The following is a 16,305-nucleotide window of genomic DNA, read 5'->3' as shown; positions in this document are numbered from 1 at the left end:
CCTCCTATCGGTCATCGTGCTCGGGGTCCTCCCCGGCGGGGGGAAGCCCGCCCTTGCCGAACATGCGGGAGAGACCCTCCGCAAAGTAGGAAAGACGGGCGGAAATCTTGGCGTAATCCATACGGGTGGGACCCACAACGCCCACGACGCCGCGCATGCCGTCGCCGATGTCGTAGCTGGCCATTACCACGCTGGTGTCCTTCAGGGCGTCCACCACGTTCTCCGGCCCGATGAGGATCTCCATAGGGTCCTTGTCGGGCATGGGGAAGCGGGCGGCGTCCCGGTCCTCGGACAGATAGGTCATCAGCGGCGCCGCCCGGTCCAGACTGTGGTACTCCGGGTGGGTCAAAAGGCTGGCAATGCCCGCCGTGTGGACGGTGCGCTGCTCCAGACTCTCCAGCACCTCCACGGCGAAGGAGACCACCAGAGAGATGAGGCCGTAGGCCTCGCCCGCCGCGTGGGAGGCCACCCGCATCAGCTCGGGGGTGATCTCGTCCAGCGTCAGACCGGTAAAGGTGGCGTTGAGAAGGGTGTTCAAAAGCTGGAGCTGAGCCTCCGACAGGTCGGAGGGCAGGCGCACCAGCCGGTTGCGTACCACGTTGGTGTCGGTCATGACCACAATGATGAAGGCGTCGCGGTCCACCATCAGCAGGTCGAAGCGCCGAATGGTGATCCGGTCGCCCCCGGCGGCCAGGGCAAAGGAGGGGTAGCGGGTGAGTTGGGAAATGATCCGCCCGGCCTGATCGATGACCTGGTCCAACTCCCGCATTTTCATGTGCAGCGCCTCATTGAGCCGCTTGGTCTCCTGCGCTGACAGGCGGTAGTCGGTCATCAGTTCATTGACGTAGATGCGGTAGCCCTTGGGAGAGGGGATGCGTCCTGCGGAGGTATGGGGCTGCTCCAGCAGGCCCAGGGCCTCCAGATCGGCCATCTCGTTGCGGATGGTGGCCGACGAGACGTTCAGTCCCGGCAGAGAGGCGATGGCCTTGGAGCCCACCGGCTCCGCCGTCTCAATGTAGTTTTCGATGATGGCGCGGAGGATTTTCTTCTTCCGGTCGCTCAGATCCATACCGCGCTCACCTTCTTTTTAAAATCGGAAGCGCCATCGCGCCTCTTTTAGCACTCATTATCCCTGAGTGCTAATGTAAATCTACCACCGCCCCGGGGAAAAGTCAATAGGAAGGTTGTAAATTAAATGTGAACGCTAAAAATGTTTGCAAAAGTGGGGCTGGATTGCCAAAACACCGCAGGGGCGCAGGGAAATTTTCGCAGGTGGCTGCCCGCATAGAACAAGGGAGATTTTCACATCCTTTTCCATAGAAGATGAACATGGAGGGAGATCCCGATGAAAAAATGCGCCGCGGCCCTGGTGGCCGCCGTTCTGCTGATCCTGCCCGCCGCCGCCGTCTCCGGTGGACCGGCGGTGGAAGCCGGTTCCGCCATCCTGATGGAGAAGGAGACCGGCACGGTGCTCTACGAAGCGAATGCCCACGACAAGCTGGAGCCCGCCAGCGTCACCAAGGTCATGACCCTGCTGCTGGTAATGGAGGCCATCGACGACGGGCGGCTCAAGATGGAGGATATGGTCACGGTTTCCGCCCAGGCGGCCTCCATGGGCGGCTCCCAGGTCTACCTGAAGGAGGGGGAGCAGATGACCGTCCATGATATGCTCAAGGCGGTGGCGGTGGTGTCGGGCAACGACGCCGCAGTGGCCCTGGCCGAGCACATTGCCGGCAGCGAGGAGGGTTTTGTGGAGCGGATGAACCGCCGGGCGGCGGAGCTGGGCATGGCCGATACTACCTTTATCAACTGCACCGGACTGCCCGCCGCCGGCCACCTGACCTCCGCCTACGACATCGCCGTCATGTCCCGGGCGCTCCTGGCCCACCCCGGCATCCGGGAGTTCACCACCATCTGGATGGACTCCGTCCGGGACGGCCAGTTCCAGCTCGCCAACACCAACAAGCTCATCCGGTTCTATGAAGGGGCCACCGGCCTCAAGACCGGCTTCACCGATTCCGCCCTCTACTGCCTGTCGGCCACCGCCGAGCGGGACGGCATGGAGCTCATTGCCGTGGTGATGAAGTGCCCTACCTCGGAAAAACGGTTTGAAGGCGCCAAGGCCCTCCTGAACTTCGGCTTCGCCAACTATACCCTCCTGGACGTCCACCCTGACCAGGCGCTGCCGCCGGTGGAGGTGGCCCTGGGCGAGTGCTCCACCGTCCAGCCCGTGCTGGCCCAGTCCGGCCGTATTCTGATCGACAAGGCCGAGCTCAACAACGTCACCACCGAGCTGCGCCTCACCGAGCGGGTGGAGGCCCCTGTGGAGGTCGGACAGAAGCTGGGAGAGATGGTGGTCTCGGTATCTGGTGTGGAGCAGCAGACCATCCCCATTGTGGCTGACCAGGCTGTGGAGCGCCTGACCATGCCCGGCATCTTTAAGCGATTCCTAGACATCCTGTTTATGGCCGGATAGCCCCGGGGCTTTGTCCCCCCATACGCCGCCGGCCGCCCGTTCCCTTTTACGGAATGGGCGGCCGGTTATTTTGTACGAATCCCTTTCTGGGACCTTACAGAAATTTTATAGGAAGGGTGGGGGCTAGACCTTGACTGACATCAAAAGGTGTTGTATAATTTATACAAATACCCGAAGAAAAAATTCCATCAATTAGTATCATTTACAACCAAGAGGAGGAACTGCTTCGGGTATTTGGATAATAATACCAAAGAAATGGGGAAGCCTTATGGAGCAGGAGCAGTGGACCGGGTCCGCCCCGGAGCTGGCACAACATATAAAGGAATACACCGACGGCCAGGCCATCCGGGCCTGGGAATACATGGGCGCCCACACAGCGGAGCGCGAGGGGCAGACGGGACATGTCTTCCGGGTCTGGGCGCCCCATGCGGCGGCCGTGTCGGTGGTGGGCGATTTCAACCAGTGGGTCCCCGGCTGCCACCCCTTGGAGCAGATGGAGGGGGGCGTCTGGGAGGGCTTTATCCCCGGGCTCCGGGAGTACGACCTCTACAAGTACGCCGTGGAGACGCCGGACGGCCGGATGCTGTTTAAGGCCGATCCTTACGCCTTTCACGCTGAGACCCGGCCCGGTACCGCCTCCAAGCTCTATGAACTGGGAGGCTATGAGTGGGGGGACAGGGGCTGGCTGGACTGGCGGAAGAAAAATCCAATCTACCAAAAGCCCCTCAACATCTATGAGGTCCACCTGGGGTCCTGGCGCCGGACGGGGGAGGGGGAGTTCCTCTCTTACCGGGACATAGCCGAGTACCTGGTGCCCTATGTCAAGGAGATGGGCTTCACCCACGTGGAGCTGATGCCCGTCACCGAGCACCCCCTGGATGACTCCTGGGGCTATCAGTGCACCGGCTACTTCGCTGCCACCAGCCGCTTCGGCACCCCTAAGGACTTCATGTATCTGGTGGACCAGCTCCATCAGGCCGGGGTGGGCGTCATTCTGGACTGGGTCCCGGCCCACTTCCCCAAGGACGCCTTCGGCCTGTACGAGTTCGACGGCCAGCCCTGCTACGAGTACACCGACATGCGCAAGGGGGAGCACGCCGACTGGGGCACCCGGGTGTTCGACTACGGCAAGAATGAGGTCCGCTCCTTCCTGTACTCCTCCGCCCTGTTCTGGCTGGAGATGTTCCACATCGACGGCCTGCGGGTGGACGCGGTGGCCTCCATGCTCTACCTGGACTACGGCCGCCAGGGGGGACAGTGGACCCCCAACATCCACGGCGGCAACGAGAATCTGGAGGCCGTGGACTTCATCCAGCAGCTCAACACCCGGATTTTCGGCCAGCACGACGACGTACTGATGATCGCCGAGGAGTCCACCGCCTGGCCCCTGGTGTCCCACCCGGTCAGCGAGGGCGGGCTGGGCTTCAACCTGAAATGGAACATGGGGTGGATGAACGACATCACCCACTATATGAAGATGGACCCCTATTTCCGGCAGTTCAACCATAAGGACATCACCTTCTCGCTGATGTACGCCTTTTCGGAGAACTTCATCTTACCCCTCTCCCATGACGAGGTGGTGCATATGAAGGGCTCTTTTCTCAACAAGATGCCGGGGACCTATGCCGAGCAGTTTGCCGGCGTGCGGGCGTTTTACGCCTACATGCTCACCCACCCGGGGAAGAAGCTGCTGATGATGGGCAGCGAGTTCGGCCAGTGGAACGAGTGGCATTTTGAGCAGTCCCTGGACTGGCACCTGCTGGCCAACGAGGAAAACCGGAAGACCCAGACCTTTTTCAAGGCGGCCAACGCCTTCTACCTGGAGCACAAAGAGCTGTGGGAGCTGGATTTCTCCTGGGAGGGCTTCGAGTGGATTCAGGCTGACGACAACCAGGCCGACACCGTGGCCTTCGTGCGCCGGGACAAGAAGGGCGGCGCTCTGGTGGTGGTGTGCAACTTCTCCCCGGTGGACCGGACGGGCTACCGCATCGGCGTACCTGCCGCGGGGCAGTATACCTGCATCTTCAATACCGACGACGAGGCATACGGCGGACAGGGCCGGGGGGACAAGGCTCCGGTAAAGAGCGAGTACGTTCCCTGCCACGGCCGTGGCCAGTCTCTCGTGCTCACGTTGCCGCCCATGAGCGCGGTGGTGTATCGCTGTACCCGGAAGTTCCCGCCCCGCCGGAAGAAGGCGGAGAGCCTTCCGGCCCGGAAGGACCCGGCAGACAAGCCGGCCATTCGGGAAAAGGCCCCCGCGCCGGCGGTGAAGAAACGGGCGGCCAAGCCCGCGGTGCGGGAGAAAAAAGCGCCCCCCGCCGTCCGGGAGCAGGCCGCCGCTCCGGCGGTCAGGACTCCGACGGCCAAGCCCGCGGTGCGGAAGCGCTCGCCTGTCCCGGCCGTCAAGCCGGAGAAGGACTCCTGAACCCAGCCCCCAGGGAATGGGAAGAACGATCTCCCCACTTCAACCAAGAGGTGATAGAATGAAGAAGACATGTGTGGCCATGCTCCTGGCGGGAGGCCAGGGCAGCCGGCTGAAGGCCCTCACCAGCAAGGTGGCCAAGCCAGCCGTCCCCTTCGGGGGCAAGTTCCGGATCATCGACTTTCCCCTGTCCAACTGTGTGAATTCCGGCATCGACACTGTCGGCGTCCTCACCCAGTATCAGCCCCTGGAACTCAACAGCTACATTGGAAACGGCCAGCCCTGGGACCTGGACCGTTCCGACGGTGGCGTCCACATCCTGCCCCCCTACGTCAAGGAGGGGGACAAGGGCACCTGGTACAAGGGGACGGCCAACGCCATCTACCAGAACATCGGCTTCATTTCCCTGTACGACCCCGACTATGTCCTGATCCTCTCCGGTGACCACGTCTATAAGATGGACTACGAGAAGATGCTGGAGCGGCACAAGGCGGCGGGGGCGGCCTGCACCATCTCGGTGATGGAGGTCCCCATGGAGGAGGCCCCCCGCTTCGGCATCATGAACGTGGACGAGCACGACATGATCTATGAATTTGAGGAGAAGCCCAAAAAGCCCAAGAGCAATCTGGCCTCCATGGGGATCTACATCTTTAGCTGGAAGCAGCTGCGTGAGTATCTGGTGGCCGACGAGGCCGACGAGAAGTCCTCCAACGACTTCGGCAAGAACATCATTCCCGCCATGCTGGCGGCGGGGGAGCGGATGGCCGCCTACCGATTTTCCGGCTACTGGAAGGACGTGGGCACCATTGATTCCCTGTGGGACGCCAACATGGATATGCTGGCGGTGGACAGCGGGGTGCAGCTTTTTGACCCCACGTGGCCCATCTACGCCCGCACGCCCACCAAGCCGCCCCACTTTATGGGCTCCAAGGCCGTGGTGTCCCACTCCATGGTTACCGGAGGCTGCGAGGTCTACGGCGAGGTGGAGAATTCGGTGCTGTTCCACTCGGTACGGGTGGAGGAGGGCGCCCAGGTCAAGTACTCCATCCTGATGCCCGGCGCGGTGGTCAAGGCCGGAGCGGTGGTGGAATACGCCATCGTGGCGGAAAACGCCGTTATCGGCGAGGGCGCCCGGGTGGGCGCGCCGCCGGAGGACGACAAGCCCGAGGAATGGGGCATCGCCGTGGTAGCCGAGGGCATCAAGGTGGGGGACGGGGCCAGGATCCCCGCCAAGTCCATGGTTACCCGTAACGTGAAAAGCGGAGGTGTAAGATGATGAACAAGATGCATGGGATCATTTTTGCCTACCGCTCGAACCCCCAGCTCCGGGAGCTCTCCCAGCACCGGAACACCTGCTCCATCCCCTATGGCGGCCGCTACCGCGTGGTGGACTTCATGCTCTCCAACATGGTCAACGCCGGCATCACCGACGTAGGACTGATCGTCCACGCCAACTATCAGTCCCTGCTGGACCATGTGGGTTCCGGCAAGGACTGGGACCTGAGCCGTAAGCACGGCGGCCTGCGCATCTTACCCCCCTTCGGCTACGCCGACAAGCGCCGGGAGGGGGACTACCGGGGCCGCATGGACGCCCTGGGCGGCGTATACTCCTATCTGGAAAAGATCCGTCAGGACTATGTGGTACTGGCCGGCGGCGACGTGGCGGTCAACCTGCCCCTGGGTGAGATCTTCGAGGAGCATCTGCGGTGCGGGGCGGACATCACGGCGGTGTGTACCCCCGTCCCCCGGGGCGACCCCCAGAACTCCGACTATTTTACCGTGGACGCCGACGGCTGGGTCACCGATGTAGCGGTGCAGCCGGTGTATCCGGCGGGGCTGGAGTCCATGGAGGTCTACATCATGTCCAAGGCCCTGCTGATCAGCCTGGTGGAGCACTGCACCGCCCACAACATCCCCTCCTTCAGTCAGGGGGTGCTGCTGTCCATGGCGGATAAGCTGAAGATCCGCGCCTACAGCTACAGCGGCTATGCCGCCCGGCTCCAGTCGGTGTCCGGCTACTACGCACGGAGCATGGAGCTGCTGGACCCGGTGGTGCGCGCTCAGCTCTTCGACCCGGCCCGACCCATCAAGACCAAGGACCGCTCCGACCCCTCTACCTACTACGGCCCCGGCTCCCGGGCGGTCAACTCCCTGGTGGCCGACGGCTGCATCATCGAGGGCGAGGTGGTCAACTCCATCGTGTTCCGGGGCGTCCGCATCGAGAAGGGGGCCAAAATTCAGAACTGCATTCTGATGCAGGGGTCGGTCATCCACCAGGACGCCGTCCTGAAGTATGCCATCACGGATAAAAATGTGCGGGTGAACCAGGGCAGGATGCTTATGGGTCACGAAACGTATCCCCTGGCCATTGCAAAGAATGCCGTGGTATAGGATAAAAGGCAGCGCGAGAGCAATGAAGCCACGCGTACTGCGGCAGACCGGCCGCCAAAGTTGGCCGGATGGAAAGGAGCGTTCCAAATGAATATACTGTTTGCGGCTTCCGAGGTAGCCCCCTTTATCAAGACAGGCGGACTGGCCGACGTGGCCGGCTCTCTCCCCAAGCATCTGGCCGCTCAGGGCCATGACGTGAAGGTCATCCTCCCCCTCTACGAGGGCATCGGTCCGGAGTGGAGGAAACAGATGAAGTTCCTCCTGCACTTCAACGTGCGGGTGGCTTGGCGGAACCCCTACTGCGGTCTGTTCGAGCTGCGGCGGGACAACGTGAGCTATCTGTTCGTGGACAACGAATACTACTTCAAGCGGGCCGCCATCTACGGCCATTACGACGACGGCGAGCGGTTCACCTACTTCTCCCGGGCCATTGTGGAGACCCCCGCCCACCTGGACTGGCACCCCGACGTGATCCACTGCAACGACTGGCAGACCGCACTGGTGCCCATCTACCTGCTGGAGGAGCGGGAGCGGGTCTGGGAGCTCCGCGGCACCAAGAGCGTCTTTACCATTCACAACATCGAATACCAGGGCCGCTACGGCGATCAGGTCCTGGAGGACCTGCTGGGCCTGAACAAGGGCTATATGAATGAGCATATGCTGGCCTATTACGGGGACGTGAACCTGATGAAGGGGGCCATCTTCGCCGCCGACTATGTGACCACGGTCTCTCCCACCTATGCCGGCGAGCTGCAGTACCCCTTCTACGCCCACGGGCTGGAGGGTGTGATCGCCCACAACGGGTATAAGATGCGGGGCATTCTCAACGGCCTGGATACCGGCCTGTACGACCCGGCTCAGGACAAGGGCCTGGCGATGTGCTATTCCGCCGGGAACCTGGAGGGGAAAAAGGCCTGCAAGGCGGCCCTGCAGCAGGCGGTGGGCCTGCGGGAGGACCCCAACGTGCCCATCATCGCCTGCATTTCCCGCCTGGTGAAGCACAAGGGCTTCGACCTGGTTACCGCCGCCATCCATGAGATCATGGGGATGGATGTGCAGATGGTGGTGCTGGGCACCGGCGAGTGGAACTATGAGGAGGCGTTCCGTCACGCCGAGAGCCAGTACCCCAGCCGCTTTGCCGCCCGCATCCAGTATTCCGCCGCCCTGTCCACCGCCATCTACGGCGGCGCGGACATCTTCCTCATGCCCTCCATCTCCGAGCCCTGCGGCCTGAGCCAGATGATCGCCATGCGCTACGGCACCGTACCCGTGGTGCGGGAGACCGGGGGCCTGAAGGACACCGTACCTCCCTACCGCTGGGACGCCGGCGAGGGCCGGGGCTTCTCCTTTGCGGACATCAACGCCCACGATATGGTGTGGGTCATCCGCGAGGCCGTGGACCTGTACCATCAGAATCAGGAGGCCTGGAAAAAGCTCCAGATCGCGGGGATGACCGCCGACTTCAGCTGGGACGGTCCCGCCCGGGAGTATGAGGATATCTACTGTTCCATCACCGGCCTGCCCCGGCCGGAGCCTGCAGCCGCAGCGGAGCCGGAGCCCGTGGCTCAGCCGGCCGTCCCCGCGGATCTCGCGGAGGCTGCGCCCGTTCCGGCAGAGGAGCTGTCTGCACAAGCGCCTCAGACCACGGGGGAGCCTGCGCCCCAAAAGTCTGCGGCGAAAAAGCCCGCCGCCCGCAAGCCCGCTGCCCGCAAGTCGGCGGCCAAGGCGGAAAAGGCCGCTGGGAAAAAGCCGGTGGCCCGGAAGTCCGCGGCAAAAAAGCCCGCGGCCGGGCAGGCGGAGCCAGATAAGCCGGAGGGCTGAGGCGTCCGGTCGGACGGTTGACAGCCGGCGTGTCCCTGTGATACACTTGGCCCGCAAACAGGTAAGCCATCCATGGACGCGGAGCGGTCTGGGGGCCGCTCCGCGTCCAATCTGTCTGAATAGGAGACAACCAAACCATGCCAGAGTATACAAAGAAAGATTTGGAAGAACTCATCATCGGCAAGCTGCGCCGGAACTTCGGCCGTGACGTGGACGAGGCCACCGCCATTCATATGTTCAAGGCCTGCGCCATGGTGCTGCGGGACATCATGTCAGCCCGGCAGCTCAAGACCGAGGACAAGGTGCAGCGCACCCACGCCCGCCAGATCCACTACCTGTCCCTGGAGTTTCTGATGGGCCGCTCTCTGATGAAAAACGCCTACAACTTGGGCATTCTGGAGGAACTGAAGGGGGCCATCGAGGATTTGGGCTTCTCCGCTCCCGACCTCTTTGAAATCGAGCCCGACGCCGGGCTGGGCAACGGGGGCCTGGGCCGCCTGGCCGCCTGCTATCTGGACTCTATGACCACCCTGGAGATCCCAGCCACCGGCTATACCATCTGCTATGAATTGGGCATCTTTAAGCAGAAGATCATCGACGGCCAGCAGGTGGAGCTGGCCGACAACTGGCTGCCTGTGGGCGACGCCTGGCTCATCCCCAAGGTGGATGAGACGGAAAAGGTCCACTTTGGCGGCCAGGTCAAGGACGTCTGGGACGAGAACGGAGGCCACCGGGTGGCGTACGAGGGCGGCACCGACGTATTGGCCATCCCCCGGGACATGGAGATCGCCGGTTACGGCACCGAGCACACCAACGTCCTGCGGCTGTGGGACGCCAAGAGCCCCGACCCGGTGGATATGAAGCTCTTCTCCACCGGCCAGTATCTGAAGGCGGTGGAGCAGCAGGCCATGGCCGAGGTCATCGCCAAGGTGCTCTACCCCGAGGACAACCACTACGAGGGCAAGTCCCTGCGGCTCAAGCAGCAGTATTTCTTCGTCTCCGCCACCGTTCAGTCCATCTGCCGCAAGCACAAGGCGGAGTACGGCACCCTGCGCAATTTCCATGAAAAGCACGTCATTCAGATCAACGACACCCACCCCACCCTGGTCATCCCTGAGCTCATGCGCATCCTGCTGGACCAGGAGGGCTACGGCTGGGACGAGGCGTGGCACATCGTCACCCACACCGTGGCCTACACCAACCACACCATTCTCTCCGAGGCCCTGGAGCGCTGGCCCCAGCAGCTCATCGAGACCCTGCTGCCCCGCATCTGGCAGCTTCTGATCGAGATCAGCAATCGCTATCAGGCCCAGCTCAACGAGGCGTTTCACGGCGACCAGGCCAAGGTGCGGGACATGGCGGTGATCTGGGGCGGCGAGGTCCGTATGGCCAACCTGTGCATCTGCGCCTGTTTCGCCGTCAATGGGGTGTCCGCGCTTCACTCGGAGATCCTGAAAAAGGACGTCTTCCACGACGCCTATACCCAGAACCCAGGCAAGTTCAAGAACGTTACCAACGGCATCGACCACCGGCGCTGGCTGTCCGAGATCAACCCCGCGCTGGACGCGCTGATCTGGGAATGCTGCGGCGGGGACGACTACCTGCTCCGCCCCGACGCCGTTCAGAAGCTGGAGAAATACCGGGACGACCCCAGCGTACTCAAGCGCCTGGCCGATATCAAGGCGGAGAACAAGCGCGCCTTTGCCAACTATGTGGCCCGTGAGACCGGCATCATCCTCAATACCGATGCCATGTTCGACGTGCAGGTCAAGCGGCTGCACGAGTATAAGCGCCAGCTCCTGAACGTGCTGCACATCACCTATCTGTACCAGCGGCTCAAGGCCGACCCCAACTTCCAGTTTACCCCCCGGGTGTACCTTTTCGGAGCCAAGGCCGCCCCCGGCTACGCCGTGGCCAAGCAGATCATCCACCTGATCAACTCCCTGTCCGCCACCATCAATGCCGATCCGGTGTGCCGGGACCGGCTCCAGGTGGTGTTCCTGGAAAATTACCGGGTCTCCCTGGCGGAAAAGCTGATGCCCGCCTCCGAGCTCTCCGAGCAGATTTCCACCGCCGGTAAGGAGGCCAGCGGCACGGGCAATATGAAGTTCATGATGAACGGCGCGCTGACCATCGGCACCCTGGACGGGGCCAACGTGGAGATGCACCAGCAGGTGGGGGACGAGAACATCTTCCTGTTCGGCCTCAAGGCCGACGAGGTGGCGGAAAAGAAGGCCAGAGGTTACCGCTCCTACGAGTATTACATGCAGGACGCGGCCCTCAAGGCGGTGATCGACCAGATCGCCCGGGGCTTCGACGACGGCGTGGCCTATACGGATCTGACCAACCGGCTTCTCTTCGGCAACGGAGCGCCCGCCGACGAGTATATGCTCCTGGCCGACTTTGCCAGCTATCGGGACGCCCAGGCCCGGGCGGGGCAGGCGTACCTGGATCCCAAAGATTGGAGCCGTATGGCCCTCATCAACATTGCCCGGTCCGGCATCTTTGCCGCCGACCGCTCCATCCGGGACTACGCCCGGGACATTTGGCATGTGCCGGTCAAACCGTAAAGAAGCGCCCGGATCGGGTAAAGATACTTTTGTCTTTGTTGAACAACAGCATGACACCGCGGTGTCATGCTGTTGTTCTTTTGCGCCATTCTCGGGAAAAATGCCCGGAGTAGGGCCGGGGTCAGGTCGGGCGGTTCAATGTACTTCCATACAATCTTTAGAAAACTCTGCATAAAATTTTTGTCAAGCGCCCGCTTGCCTGTTACATGTCGGGCCTGACGGTATCATCCGACCGCTCTGCACGGCTCAGCCGGAGCGTTTTCCACCCCCGGTACTGCGTCCAGGGGGAGAAGGCCCAGGCATAGGGCAGTGTAGGCCATGCCCACTCCGCAGCCGCACAGCACTCCATAGTCCAGTGACACCCCGGCCAGGGCGGGCCACCGCCCCATCCGGAGCGTAGATGGTTGATTACCAGGCGCCCATCCCAAAGAGCATCCGCTTTCCTCGAAATACCCTGGAGATTGTTTTCAATGTGTCAATCTGTGTCATGCAGATGTTGTTTTGGTTTCCGCAATTCACCAAAAGCACGTCACGTTTTTCTTGACAAGTCCATGAGACAAATGTAAAATAAAAAGGAAGAGACAACTGTCTCGAAAGAGAGGAGGGGAGTTGAGTGAGCTTACAGCGGCTGCCCGACGCGGAGCTGGAGGTCATGCAGGCCCTGTGGGGGCAGAAAGCCTATCCCGTTTCCTCCGGGGAACTGATGGCGGGGCTGTCGGGGCGGCACTGGCAGACCGCCACTCTGCTCAAGCTGCTCTCCCGCCTGGAGGAACGGGGCTTTGTAGGGCGGGAAAAGGCGGGAAGGGCCAATTTGTACCACCCCCTGGTGTCCCGCCAGGACTATCTGGCCCTGGAAAGCCGATCCTTTCTGGAGCGGCTCCACGGCGGGTCCCTGCCCTCTCTGGTGGCGGCCCTGATGGACAGCCGGGCCGTTGGCCGGGAGGATCTGGCGGAGCTGGAGGCGCTGCTGCAGGAGAGGCGAGGGGAGCCGGCGGAGCGGAGGGAATAGGATGGAGCAGTTTTTATCCATGCTGGCGGAGGTCTCCCTGGCCATGGCGGTGGTCATCGCCGTTTTGCTGGCGCTAAGCCGGGTGCTGGAGCGCCAATTTGTGCCCCAGTGGCGGTGCTGGGCCTGGCTGGCGGTGGCACTGCGACTGTGTCTGCCGTTCAATCTGAGCCTGGCCCAGGCCCCGGTGGTGCTGGAAGCGCCCCGGGCGGCGGTGCGGGTGGAGCGTCAGGTGTCACCAAAGGCCGGCCCCACCCGGTGGTCCTGGAACACCAGCCCGGCAGCGGCTGGGGCCCCTTCGATGGAGCGGGTGGTCCGGACGGAGGATGGGCCCGCGGGCTCCGGAGGGGAAGACGCCGCCCCCGTGGTCGAGGTGCGGCGCATCCCCGCCGAATGGCTGCTGGCGTTCCTGTGGGGCGCGGGGGCTCTCCTGTTTTTGGGGGATCAGATTCTGCACTGCCGGGCGTTCCGGCGCCGCATACGGCGCTGGAGCCGTCCCGCGGGGACGTATGGCGGAATCCCGCTGTTGGAGTGTGGCCTGGTGGGGACGCCCCTGCTGATGGGCTGGCTCCGTCCGGTCATTGTAACGCCGACCGGCGGGGCGGAGGAGGCGGCCCTGCTGCACGAATATACCCACGCCCGGCGGCGGGACCTGTGGTTCCAGCTCCTGTTGGTGCTGGCCAATGCCATCCACTGGTTCAATCCTCTGGTATGGGGCATGCGGCGGGTGGCGGAGCGGGACGTGGAGATGGCCTGTGACGCCCAGGTCCTCCAGGGCCGGAGCCTGGAGGAACGCCGGGCCTACGGCCGGGTGCTGCTCCGGGCAGTGAGCATGTCGGCCCCCGCGCTGACCACCTCGTTTTCCGGGGAGAAGCGGGCGCTGAAACGGCGGCTCCGAGCCGTAATGGACGGCGGTCCCAAGCGGCCGGGACGGGCGGCCCTGGCCGTGCTGTGTACCGCCGTAGCGCTGGCGGGCGGGCTGGGGGCCTGCCGGACGGCGGCGCTCCCCCAGACCCCGCCGGTCCAGGAGACGGGGGAGCCCCGGACCCCGCTGGAGCGCTTTGAGCCCCAGAGCCTGACCCTGACCTATACCGGCCCGGACGGCATGGGCATCAACTGGTTTCAGTTTGACCTGGAATACGCTTTCCTGGACGCGCGGGAGGAGGGGCAGGGGGTGGAGGTCACGGCGGACACCCTGCACTATCAGCTCCTGTTCGACCGGGACAGCCCTCTGCTGGAAGCGGTGGGGGTGACGCCCTTTGACGGGCAGCCCGACGAGTTGGGCGAGGATCTGCGCCATGGCTCGGTCCGGTTTCGCACCGGGCGGAATACGGCTGCCGAGGAGGAGCTCCGGACCGCGGTGGCCAGGGACCCCGCCTGCACCCTCCGGGTGACTGACGGGGCGGGGAGTGAGCGGACCTTTCCCATGACGGCGGCGTATCGCGCCGACGGGAGCGCTCTGTCCGACGGGGTCTACCACATGGTGCTCTACAGTGTGGGGCCCTCCTCCACTGGCGATCGGCTGGGCCCGCCGGACTCTCTGGCCGTGCTGGAGGCCGACGGCTACGATGAGGCGAAGGGCGTGTGGTATTTTTACGACCACAGCCGGGAGCGGGTGGCGGAGGGCCTGGCCCTGTACGCTGTGCCCGTTGCGGAGGACGCGGAGTACGTAGGCTTCCAGACCCGGTGGGGGCGGAGCACCGTCCACCCGGGCCAGGGCCTTCGGATGGCCACTGAGGTATCCTCCCAAACGCCGCCCTGGATGGGGTTGACCGTGGAGATGGAGGACGGCCGGGCGGTGCGCATCCAGCGGGACGAGGCTATGGAGAAGCGCTGGGAGGATCGGTAGACAAAACGCGGGACGCGCTGCTGCGCGTCCCGCGTTTTCCTTAGAAGAGGCTGCCCACCGCAGTCATGCCCTTGTCCAGGTCCAGCCGGTAACGGGGATGGCCGGGGTCCAGACTGTTGAGCACCACTCCGTCGCTGCCGGGGAAGGCGGTGGAGTGGACAAACTCACCGCCGCCGATATACACCGCCACGTGGCCGGGGAAGAAGAGCAGGTCGCCGGGCTTCATCCGCTCCCGGGGGATCTCGTGCAGAGGAAAGCCCTCCTTGATGCTGGCGTCCCGCCAGATGACCACCCCGTTGAGCAGGTAGGCCATGGAGGCCAGGCCGGAGCAGTCGATGCCCATGGGGGTCTTGCCACCCCAGCGGTAGTGGGTGCCCAGATAGCTCAGAGCCGAGTTGACGATGGCGCTGCGCAGAGCGTCCTCCTGGTCAAAGGCGGGCTTTTCATAATATTCGCCCAAAAAACTACTCTTTGTATAGCCCTCGCGGCCGTCGGGCAGCTCCACCCGGACCCAGCCCTTTTCATCGGGCTCCCGAACCGGGGCCACCAGCGCACCCCGGGTCAGGGTGACCAGAGGGAAGCAGGCCACAGCGGGGCCGGAGAGCACGTCGCAGATGGACTTGAGGACCACCCGCTTGGGCAGGGAGAGCCACCGCTGGACGTTGTGCTCGCCGAAGAGAAGACAGTCCGCCGGGGCGTAGTCCTCATAGCGGTAGGGGGTGCGGACCCGATACCAGCCGGGCAGGGTCTCTTCCAGCACCTCCACGGCCATGCCGAAGAGGGCCTCGTCTCCCAGCTCGCACTGGCGGGAGGGGCGGGTCATCAGGGGACAGATGGGTGCGTTGATCAGGGCTTTCATGCGATTACCTCCAATGTGCCGGCGTCGGCATCCAGTGTGAGCGTCGCTCCCAGGGGCAGGGCCATGGTGGGCAGTACATGGCCGCAGGCCAGGCCGGCCAGAGTGGGCTTGCCCGCCGGGAGAATGAGCTCCCGGAAGAGATCCGGCAGCAGCAGGGTCCGGTCGGGGTCTTCCGGCGGGCAGTCGGTCCAGGCGCCCAGCAGCACCCCGGCGCAGTCGTCCAATTTTCCGGCGTTGCGGAGTTGGGTGAGCATCCCGTCGATGCGGTAGGTCTTTTCCCCGATGTCCTCCAAGAAGAGGATTTTGCCCCGGGTGTCAATCTCCCAGGGGGTGCCCAGGGAGGCGGCCAGCAGGGACAGATTGCCGCCGCACAGAGGGGCGGTGACCCGCCCGCCCGCCAGGGTCACCGGCGGCTGGTCGGGCGGGTTGCAAAGGGGGCCCGTGAGGCAGCCGAAGAGGGCCCGCCGTAGGTAGTCCATGGAGTAGCAGTCCACCGGCTGGTAGTATTCGGTGGTGGGCATGATGGTGTGATAGGTGACGAAGCCGCACTCCTGCTGGAAGGCGGTGTGCAGGGCGGTCACGTCACTGTAGCCCGAAAAAAACTTGGGGTGGGCGGCGATGACGTCGAAGTCCAGCAGAGGCAGCAGGCGGTGAGCCCCGTAGCCGCCCCGGGCGCACAGGATGCCGTCGATGGACTCGTCGGCAAAGGCGGCGTTCAGATCGGCGGCCCGGCGGGCGTCGTCGCCGGAAAAGTAGCCGTGGAGCTCGGTGCAGGAGGGGTAGATCACCGGCTCCAGGCCCAGGGAGCGGACGGCGGCCACGGCGGGCGCCAGCCGCCCGTCCGGCACCGCCGAGGAGGTGCAGAGCAGGGCGACCCGGGCGCCGGGGAAGAGAGGGGCGGGCGTAAACAT

The 16,305-nt window shown here is 63.8% G+C and carries 12 protein-coding genes; 8 read left to right on the top strand and 4 right to left on the bottom strand.

Annotated features, from left to right (window positions below; translation table 11 throughout):
- Positions 1 to 4 precede the first annotated feature (4 nt).
- Positions 5 to 1,069 (bottom strand): heat-inducible transcriptional repressor HrcA, encoded by a 1,065-nt coding sequence (gene hrcA / locus BN2154_RS00485; RefSeq protein ID WP_050616927.1) that lies wholly within the window; start codon positions 1,067 to 1,069, stop codon positions 5 to 7.
- A gap of 276 nt (positions 1,070 to 1,345) precedes the next feature.
- Here hrcA and BN2154_RS00480 point away from each other — a divergent pair, with 276 nt between their 5' ends.
- The 6 genes from BN2154_RS00480 (at position 1,346) to BN2154_RS00455 (ending at position 11,680) form a co-directional block, all read left to right on the top strand.
- Complete coding sequence (locus BN2154_RS00480) at positions 1,346 to 2,476, top strand: D-alanyl-D-alanine carboxypeptidase family protein (protein WP_050616926.1); 1,131 nt, start codon at positions 1,346 to 1,348, stop codon at positions 2,474 to 2,476.
- 268 nt (positions 2,477 to 2,744) lie between these two features.
- Complete coding sequence (glgB, locus tag BN2154_RS00475; protein ID WP_050616925.1) at positions 2,745 to 4,901, top strand: 1,4-alpha-glucan branching protein GlgB; 2,157 nt, start codon at positions 2,745 to 2,747, stop codon at positions 4,899 to 4,901.
- A gap of 58 nt (positions 4,902 to 4,959) precedes the next feature.
- On the top strand, positions 4,960 to 6,174 hold the full coding sequence (locus BN2154_RS00470) for a glucose-1-phosphate adenylyltransferase (protein ID WP_094762285.1): 1,215 nt from the start codon (positions 4,960 to 4,962) through the stop codon (positions 6,172 to 6,174).
- A complete protein-coding gene (glgD, locus tag BN2154_RS00465) occupies positions 6,171 to 7,289 on the top strand; it encodes a glucose-1-phosphate adenylyltransferase subunit GlgD (protein ID WP_050616924.1) in 1,119 nt (372 codons plus the stop codon). The genes BN2154_RS00470 and glgD overlap by 4 nt, the downstream gene beginning before the upstream one ends.
- Positions 7,290 to 7,376: 87 nt before the next feature.
- Entirely contained in the window at positions 7,377 to 9,110 is a 1,734-nt protein-coding gene (glgA, locus tag BN2154_RS00460) for a glycogen synthase GlgA (RefSeq protein WP_050616923.1), read from the top strand.
- 137 nt (positions 9,111 to 9,247) lie between these two features.
- Positions 9,248 to 11,680, top strand: coding sequence for a glycogen/starch/alpha-glucan phosphorylase (locus tag BN2154_RS00455; RefSeq protein WP_050616922.1), 2,433 nt, complete (start codon positions 9,248 to 9,250; stop codon positions 11,678 to 11,680).
- A 224-nt stretch (positions 11,681 to 11,904) separates the two neighbouring features.
- Here the strand turns inward: BN2154_RS00455 and BN2154_RS15950 are convergent, their stop codons facing one another.
- Positions 11,905 to 12,069 carry a hypothetical protein gene (locus BN2154_RS15950; protein WP_195892277.1) on the bottom strand — a complete coding sequence of 55 codons (165 nt, stop codon included), beginning with the start codon at positions 12,067 to 12,069 and terminating at the stop codon, positions 11,905 to 11,907.
- A gap of 224 nt (positions 12,070 to 12,293) precedes the next feature.
- Between BN2154_RS15950 and BN2154_RS00450 the strand changes: the two genes are divergently transcribed.
- Together BN2154_RS00450 and BN2154_RS00445 are read left to right on the top strand one after the other, a co-directional pair.
- Positions 12,294 to 12,689 (top strand): BlaI/MecI/CopY family transcriptional regulator, encoded by a 396-nt coding sequence (locus BN2154_RS00450; protein WP_242853654.1) that lies wholly within the window; start codon positions 12,294 to 12,296, stop codon positions 12,687 to 12,689.
- 1 nt (position 12,690) lies between these two features.
- Positions 12,691 to 14,535, top strand: a complete 1,845-nt coding sequence (locus BN2154_RS00445) for a M56 family metallopeptidase (protein ID WP_050616921.1) — start codon at positions 12,691 to 12,693, stop codon at positions 14,533 to 14,535.
- Positions 14,536 to 14,575: 40 nt separating this feature from the next.
- On the opposite strand, the gene BN2154_RS00440 is transcribed toward BN2154_RS00445, so the two are convergent.
- Positions 14,576 to 15,394, bottom strand: coding sequence for a C40 family peptidase (locus tag BN2154_RS00440; protein WP_050616920.1), 819 nt, complete (start codon positions 15,392 to 15,394; stop codon positions 14,576 to 14,578).
- On the bottom strand, positions 15,391 to 16,305 hold the full coding sequence (locus tag BN2154_RS00435; protein ID WP_050616919.1) for a S66 peptidase family protein: 915 nt from the start codon (positions 16,303 to 16,305) through the stop codon (positions 15,391 to 15,393). The genes BN2154_RS00440 and BN2154_RS00435 overlap by 4 nt, the downstream gene beginning before the upstream one ends.

The organism is Intestinimonas massiliensis (ex Afouda et al. 2020), assembly GCF_001244995.1.
GTDB lineage: Bacteria > Bacillota > Clostridia > Oscillospirales > Oscillospiraceae > Intestinimonas > Intestinimonas massiliensis.
The sequence above is the reverse complement of the archived record's forward strand: the minus strand, read 5'-3'. Positions and strand labels throughout refer to the sequence as shown.